General features: G+C 48.0%; 15 protein-coding genes. 7 read left to right on the top strand and 8 right to left on the bottom strand.

Annotated features, from left to right (window positions below; all coding sequences use genetic code 11):
• Window position 1: 1 nt before the first annotated feature.
• Together panC and J2W69_RS07005 are read left to right on the top strand one after the other, a co-directional pair.
• A complete protein-coding gene (panC, locus tag J2W69_RS07010; protein WP_310275977.1) occupies window positions 2-844 on the top strand; it encodes a pantoate--beta-alanine ligase in 843 nt (280 codons plus the stop codon).
• Between the two features lie 135 nt (window positions 845-979).
• Window positions 980-9,700: a glycoside hydrolase family 94 protein gene (locus tag J2W69_RS07005; protein ID WP_310275974.1), complete on the top strand. Its 8,721-nt coding sequence runs from the start codon at window positions 980-982 to the stop codon at window positions 9,698-9,700.
• Between the two features lie 4 nt (window positions 9,701-9,704).
• Here J2W69_RS07005 and J2W69_RS07000 read toward each other — a convergent pair whose 3' ends face one another.
• A complete protein-coding gene (locus J2W69_RS07000) occupies window positions 9,705-10,112 on the bottom strand; it encodes a GFA family protein (RefSeq protein WP_310275972.1) in 408 nt (135 codons plus the stop codon).
• Between the two features lie 29 nt (window positions 10,113-10,141).
• Window positions 10,142-10,339, bottom strand: a complete 198-nt coding sequence (locus J2W69_RS06995; RefSeq protein ID WP_310275970.1) for a PspC domain-containing protein — start codon at window positions 10,337-10,339, stop codon at window positions 10,142-10,144.
• Between the two features lie 136 nt (window positions 10,340-10,475).
• Between J2W69_RS06995 and J2W69_RS06990 the strand changes: the two genes are divergently transcribed.
• Complete coding sequence (locus J2W69_RS06990) at window positions 10,476-11,201, top strand: sulfite exporter TauE/SafE family protein (protein ID WP_310275968.1); 726 nt, start codon at window positions 10,476-10,478, stop codon at window positions 11,199-11,201.
• A gap of 11 nt (window positions 11,202-11,212) precedes the next feature.
• Here the strand turns inward: J2W69_RS06990 and panP are convergent, their stop codons facing one another.
• Window positions 11,213-12,853 carry a pyridoxal-dependent aspartate 1-decarboxylase PanP gene (gene panP / locus J2W69_RS06985; protein ID WP_310275966.1) on the bottom strand — a complete coding sequence of 547 codons (1,641 nt, stop codon included), beginning with the start codon at window positions 12,851-12,853 and terminating at the stop codon, window positions 11,213-11,215.
• 334 nt (window positions 12,854-13,187) lie between these two features.
• Here panP and J2W69_RS06980 point away from each other — a divergent pair, with 334 nt between their 5' ends.
• Window positions 13,188-15,065, top strand: coding sequence for an EAL domain-containing protein (locus J2W69_RS06980; protein ID WP_310275964.1), 1,878 nt, complete (start codon window positions 13,188-13,190; stop codon window positions 15,063-15,065).
• A gap of 128 nt (window positions 15,066-15,193) precedes the next feature.
• Here the strand turns inward: J2W69_RS06980 and J2W69_RS06975 are convergent, their stop codons facing one another.
• The 4 genes from J2W69_RS06975 to mpl are packed head-to-tail and all read right to left on the bottom strand — an operon-like array spanning window position 15,194 to window position 18,874.
• On the bottom strand, window positions 15,194-15,964 hold the full coding sequence (locus J2W69_RS06975; protein ID WP_310275962.1) for an ABC transporter permease: 771 nt from the start codon (window positions 15,962-15,964) through the stop codon (window positions 15,194-15,196).
• Window positions 15,961-16,887 carry an ABC transporter ATP-binding protein gene (locus tag J2W69_RS06970; protein WP_310275959.1) on the bottom strand — a complete coding sequence of 309 codons (927 nt, stop codon included), beginning with the start codon at window positions 16,885-16,887 and terminating at the stop codon, window positions 15,961-15,963. Before J2W69_RS06970 ends, J2W69_RS06975 begins: the two co-directional genes overlap by 4 nt.
• Complete coding sequence (locus J2W69_RS06965; RefSeq protein WP_310275957.1) at window positions 16,884-17,498, bottom strand: flavin prenyltransferase UbiX; 615 nt, start codon at window positions 17,496-17,498, stop codon at window positions 16,884-16,886. The genes J2W69_RS06970 and J2W69_RS06965 overlap by 4 nt, the downstream gene beginning before the upstream one ends.
• Before the next feature lie 26 nt (window positions 17,499-17,524).
• Window positions 17,525-18,874 carry a UDP-N-acetylmuramate:L-alanyl-gamma-D-glutamyl-meso-diaminopimelate ligase gene (mpl, locus tag J2W69_RS06960; protein ID WP_310275955.1) on the bottom strand — a complete coding sequence of 450 codons (1,350 nt, stop codon included), beginning with the start codon at window positions 18,872-18,874 and terminating at the stop codon, window positions 17,525-17,527.
• A 201-nt stretch (window positions 18,875-19,075) separates the two neighbouring features.
• Between mpl and J2W69_RS06955 the strand changes: the two genes are divergently transcribed.
• Both J2W69_RS06955 and ppa read left to right on the top strand, forming a co-directional pair.
• On the top strand, window positions 19,076-20,050 hold the full coding sequence (locus J2W69_RS06955; protein ID WP_310275952.1) for a class 1 fructose-bisphosphatase: 975 nt from the start codon (window positions 19,076-19,078) through the stop codon (window positions 20,048-20,050).
• A 315-nt stretch (window positions 20,051-20,365) separates the two neighbouring features.
• Entirely contained in the window at window positions 20,366-20,896 is a 531-nt protein-coding gene (gene ppa, locus J2W69_RS06950; RefSeq protein ID WP_310275950.1) for an inorganic diphosphatase, read from the top strand.
• Here the strand turns inward: ppa and J2W69_RS06945 are convergent.
• A complete protein-coding gene (locus tag J2W69_RS06945; RefSeq protein WP_310275948.1) occupies window positions 20,884-21,219 on the bottom strand; it encodes a hypothetical protein in 336 nt (111 codons plus the stop codon). The two genes, ppa and J2W69_RS06945, sit on opposite strands and share 13 nt — an antisense overlap.
• Window positions 21,220-21,235: 16 nt before the next feature.
• On the opposite strand from J2W69_RS06945, the gene J2W69_RS06940 reads away from it, so the two are divergent.
• Window positions 21,236-22,306: a methyl-accepting chemotaxis protein gene (locus tag J2W69_RS06940; protein WP_310275947.1), complete on the top strand. Its 1,071-nt coding sequence runs from the start codon at window positions 21,236-21,238 to the stop codon at window positions 22,304-22,306.
• The last annotated feature ends 5 nt before the right edge of the window (window positions 22,307-22,311 follow it).

The following is a 22,311-nucleotide window of genomic DNA, read 5'->3' as shown; positions in this document are numbered from 1 at the left end:
TATGTTAATGATTCAGGATACAGCCCAGCTGCGTGCTTTGATACGCCAATGGCGTCAGGCCGGCGAGCGTATTGCTTTTGTGCCTACCATGGGCAACTTGCATCAGGGCCATTTACAGTTAGTGGATACGGCGAAGCAACATGCCGACAGAGTCATTGTCAGTATTTTTGTCAATCCGATGCAGTTTGGTGCCAATGAAGATTTAGACAAGTATCCCCGCACTTTAGAGCAGGATTGTCAGGGTTTAACTGAACATGGCGCTGATGCGGTTTTTACCCCTACACCACAACTGATCTACCCAAGAGGTCTGGATGTGCAGACTTATGTTGAGGTACCGCTGTTGGGCGATTATCACTGCGGTGCAAGTCGTGCCGGACATTTCCGTGGCGTATCGACCATAGTCACCAAGCTGTTTAATCTGGTGCAGCCTGATGTCGCCTGTTTTGGTCAAAAGGACTATCAGCAACTGGCTATTATCCGCCAGATGGTGGCTGACTTGTCCATGCCTATTGAAATCATCGGGGTGCCAACAATCAGAGCTGAAGATGGTTTAGCTTTAAGTTCACGCAACGGCTATTTAACGGCTGAACAACGCGCTACAGCACCTGCTTTGTACCGCACTTTAGAGTGGATGAAACAGCAGTTAAATCAGGGCTTCAGCGATTTACGCGCTTTGGAGCAACAAGCAAAAGAACAACTTGCTGCCGCAGGTTTTAAAGCGGATTACATCAATATCTCTAACCGCCAGACCTTAGTACCAGCGACAGATACCACTGCTGCTGTTGTCATACTGGCTGCTGCTGCTTTGGGCAATACCCGCCTGATTGATAATATCGAAGTCTGACTCTCAGAAAAACGACCTGTGGGTCAGAGCCAAAGCTCTGACTCTCTATACCACTTGGTCTGTACGACAACGAACTGAGAAAAAACCTCTGCTGTTCTAGCCTGTTAGCCTTCTCCTCAAGCAGGCTTTCGCTTTATGAATTCATTTCTGCATACAGCCTCTGGTTATGCCCAACTCTTTTGGCCGGAAAAAAATGCTTTAATCTGGCAGGATACAAACCCGGTTCGTGCTGAGTTATTTAGCGTGGAGCGGCTTGAGCAACACGCCATCAGTCTGGCCACAGAACAACGGGTCCTGAATAAAAAACAAAGTGCTTCAGGCTGGCGTGACTGGCAAAGCCCTTTGCATACCAGACTGGACAGCAATGCAACAGTGCTGCTGGCTGCCTACCGCGCCAGCGCTGCAGAACTTGCGGCTGGTCATACTATAGTTCCGGCCGCTGAATGGTTACTGGACAACTACCATGTGGTGGATCAGCAGATCCGGGAGATTTATGATGATCTTCCTGTAGGTTTTTACCGGCAGTTGCCCAAACTACAACAAGGCCCTTTTGTGGGCTATCCCAGAGTTTTTGCTATAGCCTGGGCTTTTATTGCCCACACCGACAGTCACTTTGACCCCGTTATTTTGCAACGATTTTTAAATGCGTATCAGCAAGTGGATGTACTGACTATCGGCGAATTATGGGCTGTCGCTATTACCTTACGCATAGTACTGATTGAAAACTTACGCCGCTTAACAGACCAAATTACTTTGGGTTTAACAGACAGAGCTGCTGCAGACCAACTTGCTGATCAACTGCTGCAACCCGATACCAGTCAACAGGCTCTGCACTCCTATATCAGTGGTATGTCTGGCACTACATTAAGCCATACCTTTGCTGCTCAGCTGGCTAAACGTTTACGGGGACAAGACCCTCACAGCACCCCGGCTTTGCATTGGCTGGAACAACGGCTATTGCACCAACGCAGCAGTATTGAATTGGTGGTGTTTTATGCACAGCAACGGCTGGGCGCTTCCAATGTCAGCGTGCGTAACGTGATGACCAGTATGAGACGTATATCCGCGATAGACTGGTCTGAATTATTTGAGCAAGTCAGTCTGGTGGACAGGTATTTATGCCAGCATAGCACCAGCGCTCTTTGTCAGGATCTATCGGCACCCAGTGCATATGCCGCCATGGATTTTGCCAGCCGGAATTTATACCGTAGTGCTATAGAGCAATTAGCGCGTGGCGCTGACTTGTCTGAATTTGATGTGGCCAGAGCCGCTGCAGAAACAGCTTTATCCGCAGAAGCCGGGGAAGACCCGGTACAACAGGCACGAGAAGCCGATCCTGGTTATTACCTGATTGGCGCTGGCCGTCTGAAGTTTGAACATCGAATTGGCTTTAAGCCAGCTTCAGGCTTAAAGCTGCACAGAGCTTTGGCCACTATAGGTCTGGCCGGTTATTTGTCCACATTGGCTGTGCTTACTCTGACTTTTTTAGCTCTGGCCTCACTGCTCCTTTCTGACTACGCTGATTACACTTTGTGGTGGTTGATGCTCATTCCTCTGGCGTTATTACCAGCCAGTGAACTCGCCAGCACCCTGCTGCAGTGTTTTATAACCCGCTCAAAAATCCCAAGCTTGTTACCTGCTTTGGATTTGACGGCAGGAGTGCCTGCCGCATTACGCACTTTAGTGGTTGTGCCTTGCATGCTGAGCCATGAAGCCGATGTACAGGAATTAGTGTCACGCCTGGAAGTCCATTACCTCTCTTGTGGCGGCGGGGATCTAAGCTTTGTGTTATTGACAGACGGCCTGGATGCAGCAGAGCAGGAACTGGCAACAGATCAGCCATTACTGTTGCTTGCCAGTCAGTTGATAGCGCAGTTGAATCAAAGCTACCCATCAGGCCCTGCAGGTCCAGCGTTTTTATTGTTACATCGCCGTCGTTTATGGAACAAACAAGAACAGCTCTGGATGGGCTGGGAGCGAAAAAGAGGCAAGTTGGTAGAACTTAATCTATTGCTGCGTGGCGCAACCAACACCAGCTTTATGGATGGATCTGTCGAATTACCACTGTTATCAAACAAGGTTCCGACCGGGGTCCGTTATGTCATTACCCTGGATGCAGACACCCAGTTACCCAGAGATGCTGCAGTGCGAATGGTGGCTAAGCTGGCTCATCCGTTAAACCGTGCTCAGTTTTGTCCGGAACAACAGCGGGTGATCAGCGGTTATGGCCTGTTGCAGCCGAGAGTGACACCAGCTCTGGCTTGTGGTCAACAAGGTTCGGCCTACCAGCAGCTGTATTCAGGCCCGGCAGGTCTAGACCCTTATGCAGCTGCAGTGTCGGACTTATATCAGGATCTGTTTGCTGAAGGCTCTTTCACAGGCAAAGGTATTTATGATGTGGATGCCTTTAGCGCCGCTATGGCAGGCCGTGTGGCTGACAATACCATGCTCAGTCACGATTTATTCGAAGGCATCTACGCTCGTGCTGCATTAGCTTCTGATATTGAAGTGGTTGAAGACTTTCCGGCCCGTTACGATGTTGCCTCTAAACGCCAACACCGCTGGACCCGCGGTGACTGGCAACTGCTGCCCTGGTTACTGGGCTGCCCACCAAAGCAGCAGAGCCCATCATCAACACCACTGCAATTGCCGCTGCTCGGACGCTGGAAGATGCTGGATAATTTACGCCGTTCCTTAGTGCAGCCAGCCTGTTTCATTTTGTTGTTGTTATCTGCTTTGTTGCCATTTCCAGCCGCCCTTTGCACTCTGCTATTGATTGCTTCTGCTTTGATGCTGCCTGCTTTATTGCCTTGCAGCCTGAATCTGTTACCGCACCGTAAAGGTATTCAATGGCCGAACCATCTGAACAATCTGCTGACAGATTTCAAACTGGCCTTGAGTACAGGCCTGCTGAGTCTGGTATTTCTGGCCGACCATAGCTGGCGTATGCTGCACGCTATTGGTATCACCTTGTATCGTGTACTGCTGAGTAAAAAACATCTGCTGCAATGGACTACTGCGGCACAAAACCAACGCGACTCCAGCTTAACTTTACCCCGATATTATGGGCAGATGAGTCCGGCTATACTGCTGGCCTGCAGTGGCCTGGGTTTTATGCTCTGGCTGAACCCGGCCAACTGGCCATTGTTTTTACCTTTACTGCTGCTCTGGTGTGCAGCTCCTGCTGTGGCTTTGGCGTTAAGTAAACCTTTTCGCATCCAACCCGCCTTGCAGCTGTCCACACTTCAGGAAACAGAACTGCGCCTAATCGCCAGACGCACCTGGCGTTACTTCGAGCGTTTTGTCACGGCAGAAGATCATATGCTGCCACCGGACAATTTCCAGCAACAGCCGCAACCTGCAGTAGCCCACCGCACTTCGCCGACCAACATCGGCATGTATCTGTTGTCTGTCGCTGCAGCACGGGATTTTGGCTGGCTTACCACAGGTCAGGCGATACAAAGACTGGAAGCGACTTTTAGTACGATGAAACAACTACGTACCTGCCATGGCCACCTGTTTAACTGGTACGACACCCGTGATTTACGCCCGCTTGAACCTGTTTATGTGTCCTCAGTGGACAGCGGTAATCTGGCAGGTCACCTGATTGCACTGGCCAATGCCTGCGATGAATGGCAACACCAGCTTTATAGCCATCAGGCCAGAACAGGCTTATGCGATAACTTAGCTTTAGCTCAGTTGAGCCTGCACCAGGCTCCTGATGCCGTGCTACAAAGCCAAAGTGGTTTGCAACTACAAAGCATTCTGAGTCAGCTGGATACCTTGCTGCAACAGTCGGATTGCCTGCAACACCAGCCTGATCCACTGACAGAACTCTGCCAGCAAGCCACGCTGATTGCCAGTGCACGACAAAGCGCCCCCTTTCAGCGCGACACAGATCAGCAAATATCAGCTCAGCACAGCCTGGTCTTTTATTTACAGGCATTACAACAGGCTCTGGCGGCACAGCTGGTACAGCTGCATTTGCCCGCCACAGAACAACAGCAGCAAATACTGCAGCTACAGCAGCTGGCAACAGAGTCGCGCCAATTTGCCATGGCGATGAATTTCGCTTTTTTTATCGACCCGGAGCGCAATTTATTATCCATAGGTTATGCGGTGGAAGAAAACCGGATGGATACCAGCTGTTACGATCTGCTGGCCTCTGAAGCCAGGCTCGCCAGTTTATTTGCCATAGCCAAAGGAGATGCTGATAGTAAACACTGGTTCCGCTTAGGCCGCAGCGCTACCCCTTTGGGCTATGGCTCAGCTTTATTATCCTGGTCAGGTTCTATGTTTGAATACCTGATGCCTTCCCTGGTGATGAGAGCTGCAGCCGGCAGTTTACTGGAACAAAGCAACAGACTTATTGTTGAACGGCAAATCAGTTATGGCCGCCAGCTGGGTATGCCCTGGGGTATTTCCGAGTCGGCTTACAATGCCAGAGATCTGGAGTTTACCTATCAATATTCCAACTTTGGTGTGCCTGGTCTGGGTTTAAAACGTGGTTTGGCGGAAAACAAAGTGATAGCGCCCTATGCGACTGCACTGGCCACTATGGTCGACCCTGTGGCCGCCTGTGCCAATTTCGAGTTGTTAAAACAGTCAGGCGCTTTGGCCGATTATGGTTTTTTTGAGGCCATAGACTATACCCCTTCCCGTTTACCAGACGACACCTCTTTCGCTTTAGTGCAAAGTTTTATGGCGCACCATCAGGGTATGACCATAGTGGCCATAGCCAATACCTTGCAACAGGGTTTGATGCGTGGCCGCTTCCACCGTGAACCTATGATCCAGGCCTGTGAGTTGTTGTTACAGGAGCGACTGCCACGTTATGTCGCCATAGCCCACCCTAAAGCAGAAGAAGTCAGTATTGCAGCCAACTCTGCTGCTGCGCAACAACTGACAGAACGCAGAATGCATGCAGAGGCTTCTGGTCCTCCGTGCAGTCATTTGCTGTCCAGCAGCGGTTATGCCGTCATGTTAACGGCAGCTGGAGCTGGTTATAGCCGCTGGGGCAATATCGCTATCACCCGCTGGCGCGAAGACAGCAGCAGGGATCCCTGGGGCGCTTTTGTGTTGCTGCGGGATAAACAAAGCGAGCAGATCTGGTCCAGTACCCTGACTCCACAACTGCCGGCACTCGCCAGTTCCGATCAATCAACGTTCAGTCAGAACACAGCTCCAGTGGCCATTTTCAGCGAAGATCATGCCGAGTTCAGTCGTCAGTATCATGATCTGACCTGCACTGTCGAAGTGGTCCTGTCGACTGAACACCTTGGTGAAGTCAGACGGGTTTCGCTGATCAATCACAGCTCCTTCAGCCGGGATATTGAATTAACCTCCTACGCAGAAGTGGTGTTGGCGACGGTCAATACAGACAACGCTCACCCTGCTTTTGCTAAATTATTTGTTCAGACCGAATTTGTGCCTGAATTTGCTGCTTTAGTTGCCACCCGCCGTTTGCGTTCAGCCGATGAAACTGCTGTGTATGCCGCGCATTTTGCTGTGGTCGAAGGTGAAATTTGCGCGCCCTTACAATACGAGACCAACAGAGCCTTATTTTTTGGTCAGGGCCATCAGATGGTGGACGCAGCGGCTATGCAAAATAAGGCGCTGACCAACAGCAGCGGCACTGTATTGGATGCAATTTTCTCCTTGCGCCAGTCGGTGCGTATTGCTCCCGGTCAGGTCTGCCGGGTGGCATTCTGGACCTTAGTGGCTTCATCGCGGCAGGAGTTACTGGATCTGGTCGATCAGCATAATGAACGCAGTGCCTATGACAGAGCCTGTACCTTGGCCTGGACTCAGGCTCAGGTGCAATTGCGCCATCTGGCCATCAGCGTCGCTGAAGCTGCTGACTTTCAGCGCCTGACAGGCCCGCTTTTATACAATGATCGTCGTTTCAGAGCCACGACTGCCACTATTACACGAGGTGCCGCAGCTCAGTCCGGTTTATGGCAACACGCCATTTCCGGCGATTTGCCGATAGTCTTGCTGCATATTGACGATATCGAAGACTTGTCTGTGGTACAGCAACTGCTGCGTGCCCACGAATACTGGCGTATGAAACAGCTGGCTGTGGATTTGGTCATTATCAATGAAAGAGCGGCTTCTTATGTGCAGGAACTACAAACGGCCATTGAAACCCAGGTGCGCAGCAGCCAAAGTAAACCCAATCTGGGCTTACGTTTAGCCGGAGGCAGTGTGTTTTGCCTGCGCGCAGATTTAATGACGGTGGAATCCCGGGCTTTATTGGCCGCTGTGGCTCGTGTAGTACTTTATGCAAACCGCGGTAGTCTGGCTACTCAATTAAGCCGGATCCCCGCTGCTGCAGCTGAACCTCTGAGGATCAATACTGCTCAGGCAGTCAGACAACCTGAACAGGAGCAAAAAGCAGAGCCTGCTCTACAGTTTTTTAACGGCTTAGGTGGTTTTAGTGAAGATGGCCGCGAGTACCATACTCATATGCAGCAGCATCAACGCCCTCCTATGCCCTGGATCAATGTGATTGCCAATCCGGCTTTTGGTTTTCAGGTCTCCACTTTAGGCAGTGGTTACAGCTGGTCGGAAAACAGCAGGGAAAACCAACTGACTCCATGGTCAAACGACCCTGTGACTGACCCTTGTGGTGAAGCTTTTTATGTACAGGATCAGGGTAGTTCTGAACTGATAAGCCCAACAGCTCAGCCAATCAATGACGGCGGTTTGTATACGGCCTGCCATGGTTTTGGTTACAGTAAGTTTGGCCATCAGGCGGCGGGTATAGACATGCAATTACTGCAGTATGTACCAGTGGCTGATCCTGTGAAAATATCGCGTTTAACCCTGACCAATAACTCAGCTCAAACACGAAATTTAACAGTCACAGCTTATACCGAATGGGTCCTGGGCAGAGATCGCAGCGCCAGCAGTGCCTTTTTACAAAGCTTTTTTCATCAGGACAGTCAGGCCATGTTGCTGTCAAACCCATGGAATACGGCTTTTGCCGGTCGTATCGCTTTTGCCGCTTTAAGCCGTCACAACACCACTCCGGGTTCTGCCGATCAGCTATCTGGCTGGACAGCGGATCGAACCGAATTTCTTGGCAGAAATGGCTCCTTGGCCAGCCCTTTGGCTTTAAGCTGTACACAGCCTTTGTCCAAACGTAGTGGTGCAGCTTTAGATCCCTGTACCGCCTTGCAACTTGAACTCAGTCTGGCACCGGGAGAACGTTGTGAACTGGTGTTTTTATTGGGGCAATCGGCCGACAGCCAAAGTGCGACAGATCTGGTACGGCAATATCAGCAGCTGGATTTACACAATGTATTACAGCAAGTGTGGGATTTCTGGCAGCAAAAGCTGAACGCTGTGCAGGTGAAAACACCGGATCCGGCCATGAACATTATGCTCAACGGCTGGTTGCTGTATCAAACCATAGTCTGCCGGCTCTATGCCAGAGCGGCCTTTTATCAGGCCAGCGGCGCTTATGGTTTTCGTGATCAGTTACAAGACAGCATGGCGCTGAGTTTTGCCGATCCGGCTTTTGCCCGTCAACATTTGTTAAAAGCCGCTGGGCGACAGTTTATTGAAGGCGATGTACAGCATTGGTGGTTACCCCATTCAGGTGCAGGCGTACGCAGTCGGATTTGTGACGATAAAGTCTGGTTAGTGTTCGCCTGCGCCAGCTATATACAAAGTTGTGGCGATCGGGCTGTGCTGACAGAACAACTGCCCTTTCTGCAAGGCCCTGCACTGACGGCCGATCAACACGATGCGTTTTATCAGCCTATGCCGTCGGATCATAGCGCCTCTTTGTTTGAACATTGCGCAAGAGGACTGGATCTTTGTATCGCTCAGACAGGGGAACTTGGTTTGCCCTTGATGGGCTCTGGCGACTGGAATGATGGCATGGATTTAGTGGGGGCCGAAGGCAAAGGCCAGAGTGTCTGGCTGGGTTGGTTAGTGCTTGCCAGCATTCAACTGTTTTTGCCTTTTGTGCCCAAGGATGAGCAGGACAGAGCCAGCCGCTGGCAGCGATATGCCAAAAGATTAACTCAGGCGCTGGAGCAACACGCATGGGACGGCGAATGGTATAAAAGAGCGACTTTTGATCAAGGCAGCTGGCTTGGCAGCAAGGCATCGCCTGAATGTAAAATTGATTCTATTGCCCAGTCATGGGCTGTGCTGTCTGAAGCAGCACGCCCCGACAGAGCCAAAATGGCAATGGCTTCAGTCGATCAGCATTTAATCAACACAGAACAAGGTTTAGCTTTGTTGTTCAGCCCGCCTTTTGAACATATTGAACCCAACCCTGGTTATATCAAAGGCTATCCGGCGGGCTTACGCGAAAACGGCGGCCAATACAGTCATGCCGCCATGTGGGCTATTTTTGCCTTTGCTAAGTTGGATCAGGCGGAAAAAGCCACAGAGCTGTTTAGTATGCTCAACCCCATTCAGCATGCTCTGACGTCAGAAGCTGTGGAGCGTTATCAAACTGAACCTTATGTGGTTTCTGCCGATATTTATTCAGTTGAGCCTCATAACGGCCGCGGAGGCTGGAGTTGGTACACCGGAGCTGCGGCATGGATGTACCGTTCTGGTATTGAAGCTATTTTAGGCCTGAGCAGAAAAGGCCAATGGCTGCAATTTGCACCTTGTATTCCAGCTGCCTGGCCTGGCTTTAGCATGAGCTTGTCTGTTGCCGGTACAGTGTATCAACTGGAATTGCAGCAGCATCAGTCTGCAGCTTCAGTCACTTTAGATGGCAAGGACATAGCTGCTGATCCACAGTATTACAACGAGGGAGTACTGCAATTACCGCTGGATGCCAAACACCACCTGTTAGTCTGGTGTATCGCAGCACAACCGCAGTAAAGTTTTAGCTTCGGCCTGGTTCATGGCCGTCATAACGGGGCAAAGCTGCATCCAGGTTTTCCCAGTTGGCTTTGGAAGACACAAAGTTATGACTGACAGGCCGCTCAGCAATAGCGGAATCCAGTATGCCTAAACGAATGCGGATCCGGTTCGGATCTGCAGCGTTTGAGCTATACACAGGAGAACCACAACGGGAACAAAAATGTCGTTGCCTGCCTTGTTTTAACGAAAACGTATTCAGCAGCTCTTTGCCCTGCACCAGACTAAATTCAGAACTCAACACAAAACCATTAGTGGCATAGGCTGTGCCGCTGGATTTGCGGCACAAGGAACAATGGCAATGAATAATATCGGTAATAGCTCCACGAATTTCAATTTTCACTTCGCCACAAAGGCATTGACCTGAATACATAACTTCCCCTTTGCTTCACTGATATCAGCTCAGAGGCTGTCTTTTTTTGGCATCAACAACCATAAAATGATGTAGACAAACAAACCTGGAAAAGCTGCTGATAATACAGACAGCAATACATAAACCAGACGTACTCCACCTTTGGACCAGCCAAAATATTCGGCTATACCACCACAAACTCCGGCAATCATCTTGTCATTGGATAAAGCTAAGGTTTTATCAGACATAGGTATTCCTTTTTGTTTCAGCACAAAATACTGCATCTAAAGTAGCGCCACTCAGGCACTGATGCAATGCCGCTGTTGTAAGCAACTATTTTTCTGGTGTTTTTGCCCAGACTTGATTACAACAAACAGATTTAAAATGATGGGTGTCACCATGTTAGCGCTGTTATTGATCATCTCCTGCCTGACGTCTCTGCTGGCTGCCTTGATAGGCTTTGGTGGTGGCATGTTACTGATCGCCATTCTGCCGTTGTTTTTACCTGCCATCGCGATAGTACCTGTGCATGGTTTAACTCAATTGGCCAGCAACAGCTCCCGGGCTTTGTTTTCGCCACAAGACGTGTTATGGCCTTTAGTGCCTGGATTTTTAGCAGGTTCAGTGCTGGGTGTGGCTGTCTTTGGCTGGCTCTGGACCCAGCTACCTGTGCAGCTTCTGCCGCTATTTATCGGCTTCTACATTCTGCTGAGTTTATGGCATCCTGGCTTTAAAGCGCTGATGAGCCGTTACGAAAACTTTATCTGGCTGGGCTTTATTCAAAGTGGACTGGGTTTGTTTGTTGGCGCTACCGGGCCTATAACAACCAGTCTTTTACTGAAGCAAAACGCAGATCAGAACAAAGTTATAGTCACTGCAGCCTTGATGATGTCCATCAGTCATTTGCTGAAAGTATTGGTATTTGGATGGATAGGTTTTGCCTACCTGGAGTATCTGTGGCCTTTGGTGGCGCTGATCACTGGTGCAGTGGCCGGTTCTTATCTCGGTGCAAAAATACGGCCCCAAAAGCCGGATCCCCGCTATATCCATTGGATTAAGCTGGGATTATCGGCCCTGGCGCTGCAGATGATGATTGCTGCGTTTATATAACTGGCGCTGGTTTAGCTGTCTTTAGCCATTTGTAATAATTTTGGCAGGAAATCTTTATCCAAAGCTGCAACCTGTTGCTGCTCTTCCAGTACATCAAACAAGATTTGATCGGTCGTCAATGGGTTCGCCAACACCACCCGGAACACCACTGTGTCCTGACGCTGATAACGTTCAGGTTTAATACGGGTACGGGAGACAAAAGAGCGGCCTTCTTCACGTTGGGTTTTCTGGATAAACTTAGTTAAGCCATTAATCAGCTCATTAAACTTATGCAGTTTTTCCGGCGAAGCCAGCGCCATAGCGCGTTGAACTTCTGCCGGCACATAACGATAAGTCAGCAAACACAGCTCAGGTTCAGTGATCAGCTCAAATTCTGCATGGTCCTGAATTAAACCGGCAAAATAACGGGCTTTATCTAAGCTGCGGTTGATCAGAATTTCATAACCCTGACGGCCAATCACCTGTAAACAGGCATGCACCAACATGGCCATACCCGGGCGCGAACCTTCCAGTGTCTGACTGCCTAAATCTTTAGAGCCTTTACGCAGAATATATTCTGCATGGTGTTCAATCGCATGAGCAGAGGACGGATGTTTAAACACCACCATACCAGCGCCCATAGGCACATACATTTGTTTATGTGCATCTATAGTCACTGAATCAGCGCGCTCTATGCCACTCAGCAAATGACGGTATTTATCCGACAATAAAGTAGCTCCACCCCAGGCGGCATCGACATGAAAATGACAACCCAGTTCAGCAGCCAAATCGGCCAAATCGTTCAGCGGGTCTACATTGCCGGTTTCAGTAGTTCCTGCCACACCAACAATGGCCATCACTTTGATATTTTTGTCATTCAGCTCGTGGCTGACCCGGCGCATTTCGTCACTTTGCACTTTATTATTGCCATCGGTTTTCACCGGAATTAAAAACTCACGACCAATACCTAAAATATCAGCAGCTTTACCTAAAGAATAATGACCCCGTTCTGACACTAAAATGGCTAAACCCTCATAGCCATAGTATTTCATCGCACGGAACAGGCCTTCTTTGGCGACACCTTTAAAATCACCATCGGCTTTTAATAAACGGTTACGGGCAATCCAAAGCGCAGTGATATTGGCAATGGTGCCACCTGAGCAAAAGGCACCTAACGAATGGTTGGCGCTGTGCATCCATTTTTTATAAAAGCTGTCGCCTTCACCATAAACCAGATGATGCATCATGCCGATGACCTGGCGCTCAAGCGGAGTAAAAGCTTTGGAGGTTTCGATTTTCACCAGATTCTGGTTTAACCCCACCATCATTTTTGACAGAGGCAAAACAAAATACGGCAAAGCCGAGGTCATATGACCTATAAAACTTGGGGCAGCCGTATGAACAGAATGCGCCACCAGCTTCTCCATCATTTGCTCGGCGTAGTCCGATACAAATTTAGGTTCAGAAGGGATTTGATGCGCCTGAAAATCACGCTCTATTTGCCACAGCGGCTTTTCGACTGCAACAATACTTTCGCGTAAAAAACCGGCCAGGTTCTGCGAAATATTCTGTTCGATGATACTTAAAGTCGAGTCCGGAGCCTCTGGCACAGTAAATATCCGCCACAAGGCTTCTTCAGAAGCTGTAGCCTGACGTTTGTTTAATTCTGTCATTCGTATCCTGTCTCACCGGGGTCGCGTTATCGGCTTCTTATTTTGTGTTTTCAGGCCGTAAAATCAGTAAGTCAAAAAGGAAGTCACTGTACTAAAAGCCCCTTTAAATGTCTTTAAAAAATTTCAGCTGTACATCATCTTGCGGTTATTTGCTGCAAAGAGCTGCAAAGAACCGCGTAAAGTCTGTGTTTTTACTGATTCTGGCCACCTGATTGCAGAAAATATCCGTAAAAGCGACAACAGAATTCAGATCAAAGTATTAGCTGTCAGCCCGAATTAAATCAGCTAAGCTATCAAGGTATTGTTTTCAGGTCCCTTTTTGACGAGTCATTGCATGCTACGGATCCGTTCAGCACATTTTATTGTTATCAGTCTGGTGGTGTATCTGCTCGCCATTGTTGCCTATGTGTATTATCAGTACCAGCAAACCTATCAGACCAAACTTGCTCAGCTTGACTTGCAACTGGTCAATGCGGTGAAAGCTGTGCCTTATCTGTTGGGTGATGACTACCACAACAATATCAGTGGTCCACAACATCTTCCCCGTGCTGAGTACCTGAAACTGGCGAAAAAACTCAGTCTTTATGCCAAAGATTTAAAATTACAGTATGTCTACAGCATGATTCAGGTGGATGGCAAAGTACACTTCACCTCTTCCAGCTATACAGAAGATGACTTGTTGCGTGGCCAATTGAGTTATTTTTACGATTATTACCCTGAAGCGACTGAAGCCAATAAAGCTGCTTTTGCCTCTTTAGCTCCGGTGTTTGAAGAGTCTGTTGATCAATTTGGTCATTTCCGCTCAGTACTGATGCCTTATCAAAGCTCAGACGGCACCATCTATTTAGCCGGAGCAGATATTGCCATTACCGATCTTGATCAATGGCTTTTGTCCAGTATGCAGCAGTCTGTTTTAAGTGGCTCAGTATTTTTTGGTCTGGCTTTGCTGTTGGCTTTAAGTTATGCCATGGTGCTGCGGTACAATCTGACTACAGACCGCAGTTCAGGCAAACGTAATGCATTGGCTTTGGAAGCTCACCTGCGGCATGAAAGCGGAGGCTTAAGCCAGTTAGCTATTTTGCAGGTAAACAACCTGGAAGAAATCTGTCATTTGTATGGCACTCCTGTTGCAGAACAAGCCTTTAACCAGTTTATTCAGCAGTTGCAATTGCATCTGGGACGTTCCTTCCGTTTATACCGTTTATCTTTTGAAAAACTGGCGATCCGCCGTGTTGCTGCTATTTCTGATAATGATTTGCATGACAAGCTAAAAAGCTTTGATTTCACTCAGCCAGTGCTGAACGAGCCTTACTTACTTTTTACTGTGACTTTAGGTGTAGCCTTATCGCCTGCTGCAGTAGTGCTGGAAAACGCGACCCTTGCCGTTAATACAGCCCGCTTGCAGCAACAGTCTTTGGTGGTGTATTCAGACAATTTACTGGCGCTGAAACAGCATCTGCATACCAATATTAAAATGGCAAAAGAAGTGCGGGAAGCTATAGGTCACGAGCAAATAGTGCCTTATTTCCAGCCCGTAGTGCAGATCAGTACAGGCGAAATATTCCAGTACGAATGTCTGGCCCGCATATTACGCAGTGACGGCAGCATACTGACGCCGGATCAGTTTTTAAGCATTATTAACCGCAGTCATCTGGATACAGAGCTGACCAAAATGATGTTTATCAAAAGCGCCAGTCAGTTTGTCGCCTCCGAAGTCAGCTGGTCTATTAACGTCAATTGCCGTGATTTACTGGATGATGACTTACAGCAATTTTTCCTCGATTATCTGCAGCATTACCCTAAACCAGAACGAGTCTATTTTGAACTGGCTGAAGCTGGCGTATTGCCTCAGTTTGACCGTTGCCGTGACGCTATAGCAGCTTTGCAAAAGGCTGGAGCCAAAGTGCTGTTGGATGATTTTGGTGTCGCCAGTGGCGTGGGTATGGCGGATTTACTGCAATTGCATGTGGATGGTTTAAAAATTCATGGCAGCTTAATTGAGATGATAAGCACCGACCCTGATGCTCAGTTATTTATTGAACATATCAGCTCATTTGCCAAACAAACTCAGTTGCTGATCATCGCGGAAATGGTAGAAAGCAAGCAGTCACTGGACGCACTGGAACGCTGTGGTATCAGTTATGCCCAAGGCTACTATTTCGGCCCGGCGGCACCAGTGCCGTTGCGGTATTACGAAAGGGGCACTGTGTAATTCCTGTAAAAAAGGCGCTGTTTAGGCGCCTTTTATGAATTGCGTCCATGCAATTCACCCTGCGGGCCAGCCTTCGGCTGTTAGAAAGTGCTTCCTGCACTTCCTTGCTTTGTTTGCCCTTAAAACCTTTAGCTTCTCAATCCAGTGCCTTTATTAATCAAGTACATAGCAACAGCAAAAAATACCGTAATTAAGCCGATGATCACAGAGAAAGCCAACAGCAAACTGACATCACTGACACCTAAAAAACCGTAGCGAAAGGCGTTGACCATATACACAATAGGGTTCAGTTGCGACACGTATTGCCAGAACTCTGGCAATAAACTCAGTGAATAAAACACGCCACCTAAGTAGGTTAAAGGCGTCAGCACAAAAGTTGGGATAATGCTGACGTCATCAAAAGTCTTGGCAAAAATGGCGTTAATTAAACCAGCCAGCGAAAACAAGGTCGCAGTTAACACCACAGTCGACATCAGAATAAACAGATGATGTACTTTGATATCTACAAAAAACAGCGATAACAAAGACACTATTAAGCCAACCAGAATGCCACGCGCTACACCACCGCCGACATAACCCAGCACTATGATGTAGTTGGGAACAGGAGCCACCAACAGCTCTTCGACATTACGCTGAAACTTGGCGCTGAAAAAAGACGAAGCCACATTAGAGTAAGAGTTGGTGATCACTGACATCATAATCAGGCCAGGTACAATAAACTCCATATAACTGAAGCCACCCATATCACCAATACGTGAGCCAACCAAAGCGCCAAAAATAACAAAATACAAAGTCATGGTAATGGCAGGAGGTACCAGAGTTTGCACCCAAATACGCATAAACCTGTTGATTTCTTTATATAAAATGCTCTGCAGCGCTATTAAATTACGTGAATTCATGCTTTGGCTCCGCGTCCGTTTTCAACCAGACTGACAAACAACTCTTCCAGACGGTTGGCTTTGTTACGCATCGAAAGCACCTGAATGCCCTGTGCTGTTAAGGCACTGAATACCGCATTTAAACCCTGAGCTTTTTCCACATCCACTTCAAGACTATGGCTGTCGGGCTGACGAAAGCTATAGCCCTCCAGGCTGATGGCAGCTTCAGTTGGCGCTATATCCAGTAAAAACGTTTCTTTGTTCAGCTTACTCAGCAGGTTCTTCATGCTGGTGTTTTCGACAATCTGGCCTTTGTCGATGATGGCGATATTGCGGCACAAAGACTCTGCTTCTTCCAGATAGTGCGTAGTCAGAATAATAGTCACACCTTGCTGGTTAATTTGTTTTAAAAACTCCCACATAGAGCGGCGTAGCTCAATATCAACACCGGCTGTAGGTTCATCTAAAATCAACAACTTAGGTTCATGCATTAAGGCGCGGGCTATCATCAGGCGGCGTTTCATACCACCAGACAGCTCACGAGAGCGGGCGTCACGCTTTTCCCATAAGCCAAGCTGGCCTAAATACTTTTCAGCCCGAACTATGGCAACAGAACGTGGCACACCATAATAACCGGCCTGATTCAGTACAATTTGCAGCACAGTTTCAAACTGGTTGAAGTTAAATTCCTGTGGAACTAAACCCAATTGGCTTTTGGCGTCTTCCAGTTGCGTATCCAGATCATACTCAAAGACTTTTACTGTACCGCTGCTTTTATTCACCAGCGAACTGATAATGCCAATACTGGTGCTTTTTCCTGCGCCATTAGGGCCTAATAAAGCAAAAAAATCGCCTTGCTGCACTTCCAGATCTATACCAGTTAAAGCCACAGTGCCACTTTTATACACTTTGTGTAACTGTTTGATTTTTAAAGCTAAGGTCACTGCTTTTCTCCATAGCCCCAACGGCTGACTAACTGTTGTTTCAGACCTAAATGGTCCAGAATACGCGCTACCATAAAGTCGATTAAATCATCAACAGATTGTGGCTGATGGTAAAAACCAGGCGCTGCCGGCATCACTACTGCACCAGCTTTAGATAAAGCCAGCAGGTTCTCCAGATGAATGGTACTTAACGGAGTTTCACGCGGCACGATAAGCAACTGACCACGCTCTTTAAGCACCACATCAGCAGCGCGTTCAATCAGATTGTCGCTCATACCATGCGCAATAGCAGCTGCTGTGCCGGTGGAGCAAGGGCAAATCACCATCTGTTTAGGCGCTGCAGAACCTGAAGCACAAGGCGAAAACCAGTCGTCTTTGCCATATACAGCTAACAGCTCTTTGCGGGCACCGGTTTTTTCTAAGATAAAGTCGCGACAGGCTTCAGGGCCGCCCGGCAATTTTAAATCATATTCAGTAGCAAATACGACGCGGGCTGCGCTGGAAATTAACAGATGCACTTTCACCTGTTGTGCCAGCAAGTTTTCCAGCAAACGCCAGCCATAACCAGCGCCTGAAGCGCCGGTAAAAGCTAAAGTGACTTCTTGGGTCATGGGGTTCTCTTTTTAAAGAAAGCTGATTAATCTGAAGACAAAGCATCGAGTAATTTTTGGTGTATACCACCAAAACCGCCGTTGCTCATGATCAGTATATGATCCCCTGCCGAGGCTTTTTCAACCAAAGCAGCCACTATTAATTCCACCGACTGAAACACATTCGCCCTGCCCGGCATTTGTTCTGCCACAGCAGCCAAAGACCAGCCTGAATTGGCAGGCTCAAACAGCAGTACTTCATTGGCATCATGTAAAGAATCGGCAATGGCAGATTTATGGACGCCCATCCGCATAGTATTGGATCTCGGCTCAAGCACAGCCCAAATTTTGGCCTCACCCACACGGGCTCTTAAACCAGCCAAAGTGGTTTCTATAGCGGTCGGGTGATGAGCAAAGTCGTCATACACTGCGATGCCTTTGACTGTGCCTTTAAGTTCCATCCGGCGTTTAGGTGAAACAAACTGAGTTAAAGCTTCAATAGATACAGCCACAGGTACACCGACATGGCGGGCAGCAGCTATCGCCATGACGGCATTTTCGACATTATGGTTGCCACATAAATCCCAGTGCAAAATACCTTGCGAAACACTCATATAAAACAACTCAAATACACTGCCATCCGCCTGCTTTAATGCCACAGTCCAGTCTTTGCCATAACGCTGCTGCTCACTCCAGCAGCCCATAGCCAAGGTTTGATCCACAGCGTCCACATGGGCCGGGCTTAGCACCAGGCCAGTAGATGGCACCATACGCAATAAGTGATGGAACTGGCGCTGAATAGCGGCTAAATCCGGGAAAATATCAGCGTGGTCGTATTCCAGGTTATTAATGACTAAAGTGCGGGGTCTGTAGTGCACAAACTTAGAGCGTTTATCAAAAAAGGCCGTGTCGTATTCATCGGCTTCAATGACAAAAAACGGCGAATCGCCTAAACGGGCTGAGCTGTCAAAATTCTGCGGAATACCACCTATTAAAAAGCCAGGCTTTAAACCTGCATACTCTAGAACCCAAGCCAGCATGCTGCTGGTGGTGGTTTTGCCATGAGTACCAGACACAGCCAGCACCCAGCGCTGATGCAATACCTGTTCAGCCAGCCACTGCGGGCCTGAGCTGTAAGGAATATTTTGATCCAGGGTATATTCCACAGCCGGGTTGCCGCGCGACATGGCGTTACCAATAATCACCAGATCAGGAGCGGGTTGCAGCTGCTTTGGATCATAACCCTGGGTCAATTCAATGCCCAGTTGCTCCAGTTGAGTACTCATAGGAGGGTACACATTAGCGTCAGAGCCTGTGACTTGATGCCCGAGACTTTTTGCTATAGCGGCAATACCGCCCATAAAAGTGCCACAAATGCCTAAAATATGAATATGCATACTGCATCCTTACTGCCTGTAAAACGGGTTCTGCGGCCATTCTAGCAAAGGACTCTGCAGAACAGCTGAAATAAAACCAGCATAAACCTGCAATTTAGCCTGAACTTGATTAAAATAGCTGCCGCTGTGGCCGACAGCCTCCAATCAAAATTAACACTGCGGCCAAAGCTTCCTCTACCTACACAAAAAAAGGATTGTTTTATGCGTCGATTGGCTCCAGCCCTGCGTCTTGATGGTGCAGATGCAGACCTGATAGATCTGATTAAAAGCATCGTAGCTGCCTGCAAAGAAATTTCGTTTCGCGTAGGCCAGGGTGAACTCTCAGATGTGTTGGGTTCCACTCTGAACGAAAATGTTCAGGGCGAAACCCAGAAAAAACTCGATGTCATCTCCAACGAACTGCTCAAAGATCTAATCCTCGAAACAGGTTCAGTGATGGCGATTTCTTCTGAGGAAGAAGACAGTACAGTTGCTGGTAATCCATCAGGTAAATACCTGGTGACCTTCGACCCGCTGGATGGCTCGTCTAACACAGATATCAACAGCTTAATTGGTACTATCTTTTCTATTCTGCCAGCACCCAAAGGTGCAGACCCTGCCGATCCGTCTATTTTCCTGCAACCAGGCACAGCTCAAATAGCCGCAGGTTATATATTGTATGGCCCGTCCACCCTGATGGCGCTAACCACTGGCAAAGGCACCAAAATGTATACGCTGGATAAAACCTATGGTGGTTTTCTGCTGACTACAGAAAACGTCACCATCCCGGGTGTAACTGCAGAATTTGCTATTAATATGTCGAACCAGCGCTACTGGCAGGCTCCGATGCAAAACTATGTGGCTGATCTCCTGAAAGGCAAAGAAGGCCCACGTGGCAAAAACTTTAATATGCGCTGGATTGCCGCTATGGTCGGTGACGTACACAGAATTTTATGTCGTGGTGGTATTTTTGCTTATCCCAGCGATGTGAAAGACCCAACAAAACCGGACAAACTCCGACTGATGTACGAAGCCAATCCAATGAGTTTTCTGGTAGAACAAGCTGGTGGCGCAAGCTCCACAGGTAAAGTACGTATTATGGACATTCAGCCTGTGGACATCCATCAGCGTGTGGCTGTGATTTTAGGATCAAAACACGAAGTAGAAAGCTGCCTGCAGTATCATCAGGCAACGTAGAGGCAGGATTTATCTCAGCCAGTCCCGACGTTAAACCTATTTTGCATCTAGGGGCGTGGTTTATCCGCGCCCGTCCAGATATCAAACCGATGTTGAGGGCAACAAAGCTGCAGCTTCAAGTACAACGGGTATTAACCTAAGTAATTGGAGTTGCAGCGCGACGACAAGTGAGCGAGACCCCAGGAGCATAGTTGTCCTATGTGACTGGGGCGAGTAGCGCAGGCAACAAAGCTGCAGCTTCAAGTACAACGGGTATAGCCATTTTTACGGCCGCCGTTATAATAGGCGACCACTATTCAGCATAAAGGAAGCGTTATGAGCTTAAGTCAGGTTGCCGCAGGTAAAAATCTGCCGGATGAAATTAATGTCATCATTGAAATTCCGGCCAATGCCGATCCAATCAAATACGAAGTAGACAAAGACACAGGCACAGTCTGGGTTGACCGTTTTATGTCTACTCCAATGTTTTACCCTTGTAACTATGGCTTTGTAAACCATACCCTGTCTTTAGACGGAGATCCGGTTGACGTATTAGTGCCAACACCCTACCCATTGGTGCCGGGCGCTGTGATCAAATGCCGTCCTGTTGCCGTATTAAAAATGGCAGATGAGTCAGGTGAAGACGCTAAAGTTTTAGCTGTGCCAATCAGCAAACTAACTAAAATTTACGACAACATTCAGGATCTGAACGACGTGCCAGAACTGCTGAGAAACCAAATTCAGCATTTCTTTGAACGTTACAAAGAATTAGAGCCAGGCAAATGGGTGAAGGTTGTTGGCTGGGGCGACAAAGCCGAAGCTAAAGCTGAAATCGTCAGTTCATTTGAACGCGCTCAGCAGAAGTAATATCCAGCACTGAAAACGGCACCCAGGTGCCGTTTTTTTATACAAAAAAGACCTATTGCCTTACTAGGTTTTCCTCTAACTGCACCACTGCTGCCCCCTTTGTTCAAAAGCCGTATTTTTTTAGCAAAAAACGCAAAATCTGATAAAAACTTCCGCAAATATCTGTTATTTTCAGCAACAGATTTGGTTTGGTTTTGCGGGCCATATTTCATTATTACAATAATAAATTCCACTTCAACAGCTTGTTTGAAGTCATTAGGGGTAAGGTTTATGGCTTTGTTTGAATTTGGGTCTGCACAGACCAAAATTGTGTTGTCCGGCATCAGCACTCTGGTTGGAATGCTGTTAGTTTTCACTGTATTAGCAGAGCAACACTGGCTTTGGTCCGCTTTAGTCATAGTTGTCACTTTGGTGTTGCAGTGGCTTTTGAGTCAAACCGCTTTAAACAGCTATCAAAGCTTCGTCGCAGAACAACAACTGCTGATCCAACGTTCTGTAAAAGAAAAAAGTCTGAGTCTGCAATTAAATACGGTAAGCACTGCAGATTTAGCTCCGGTTCGTGAGCAATTTAATCTGTGGCTAGTTGCCTTAAAGCAGCAACAGCAGGAGTCGCAAAGCCATAACGAAGAGTTAAAACAGCTGGTGAAATCAATACGCCATATTACCGCTGATGAGCAAAAACACCTGAGTCAATTAGAACATACAGCGGGCCAGACTTTAACCATGGTTGAGTCGATGAACCAAAGTGTGCTGGACGAAGTGCAAAGTGCCAAGTTAGCAGCAGAAGCAGCCAATCATTCCAATCAGATAGCCCAACAAGGCCAGCAAACTGTCGCCAGCACAGTGCAGAATATCGAACAACTGGCAGTGCATTTACAACAAGCCTCAGCCACCATAGCTCAGCTGGAACAGGACAGTAATCAGGTAGGTGCTGTACTGGAAGTCATTAAAGGCATAGCGGAACAAACCAACTTACTGGCGCTGAATGCCGCTATAGAAGCAGCACGGGCGGGTGAACAAGGCCGTGGTTTTGCTGTAGTTGCAGATGAAGTACGAACTCTGGCTTCCCGCACTCAAAAATCGACTGAACAAATTCAGCGTACTATTGAGCAACTGCAAAATGCAGCCCGTGAAGCAGTGCAAAAAATGAAGTTGAGTAGTGAACAAGCCGATTTAAGTGTGCAGTCCGCCAATCAGGCAGGCCAATCCCTGCAGCAAATCACCGGCAGTATTTCTCAGATTTGTGCGATGAATCAGGAAATTGCTACGGCTACAGATGAGCAACAGCATCTGACCAAAGCCATGGTGACTTATATGCGGGATATCACCAGCCACACAGCGCAAAGCCAACAAAACAGCAAAGATTTTCTGCAACTGGGTGAACAATTAGCCTTGATTGCTAATCGTTGACACTC

It is taken from the genome of Rheinheimera soli, from assembly GCF_031457405.1.
Taxonomy (GTDB): Bacteria; Pseudomonadota; Gammaproteobacteria; order Enterobacterales; family Alteromonadaceae; genus Pararheinheimera; species Pararheinheimera soli_A.
This window is presented reverse-complemented; position numbering and strand designations above follow the sequence as displayed.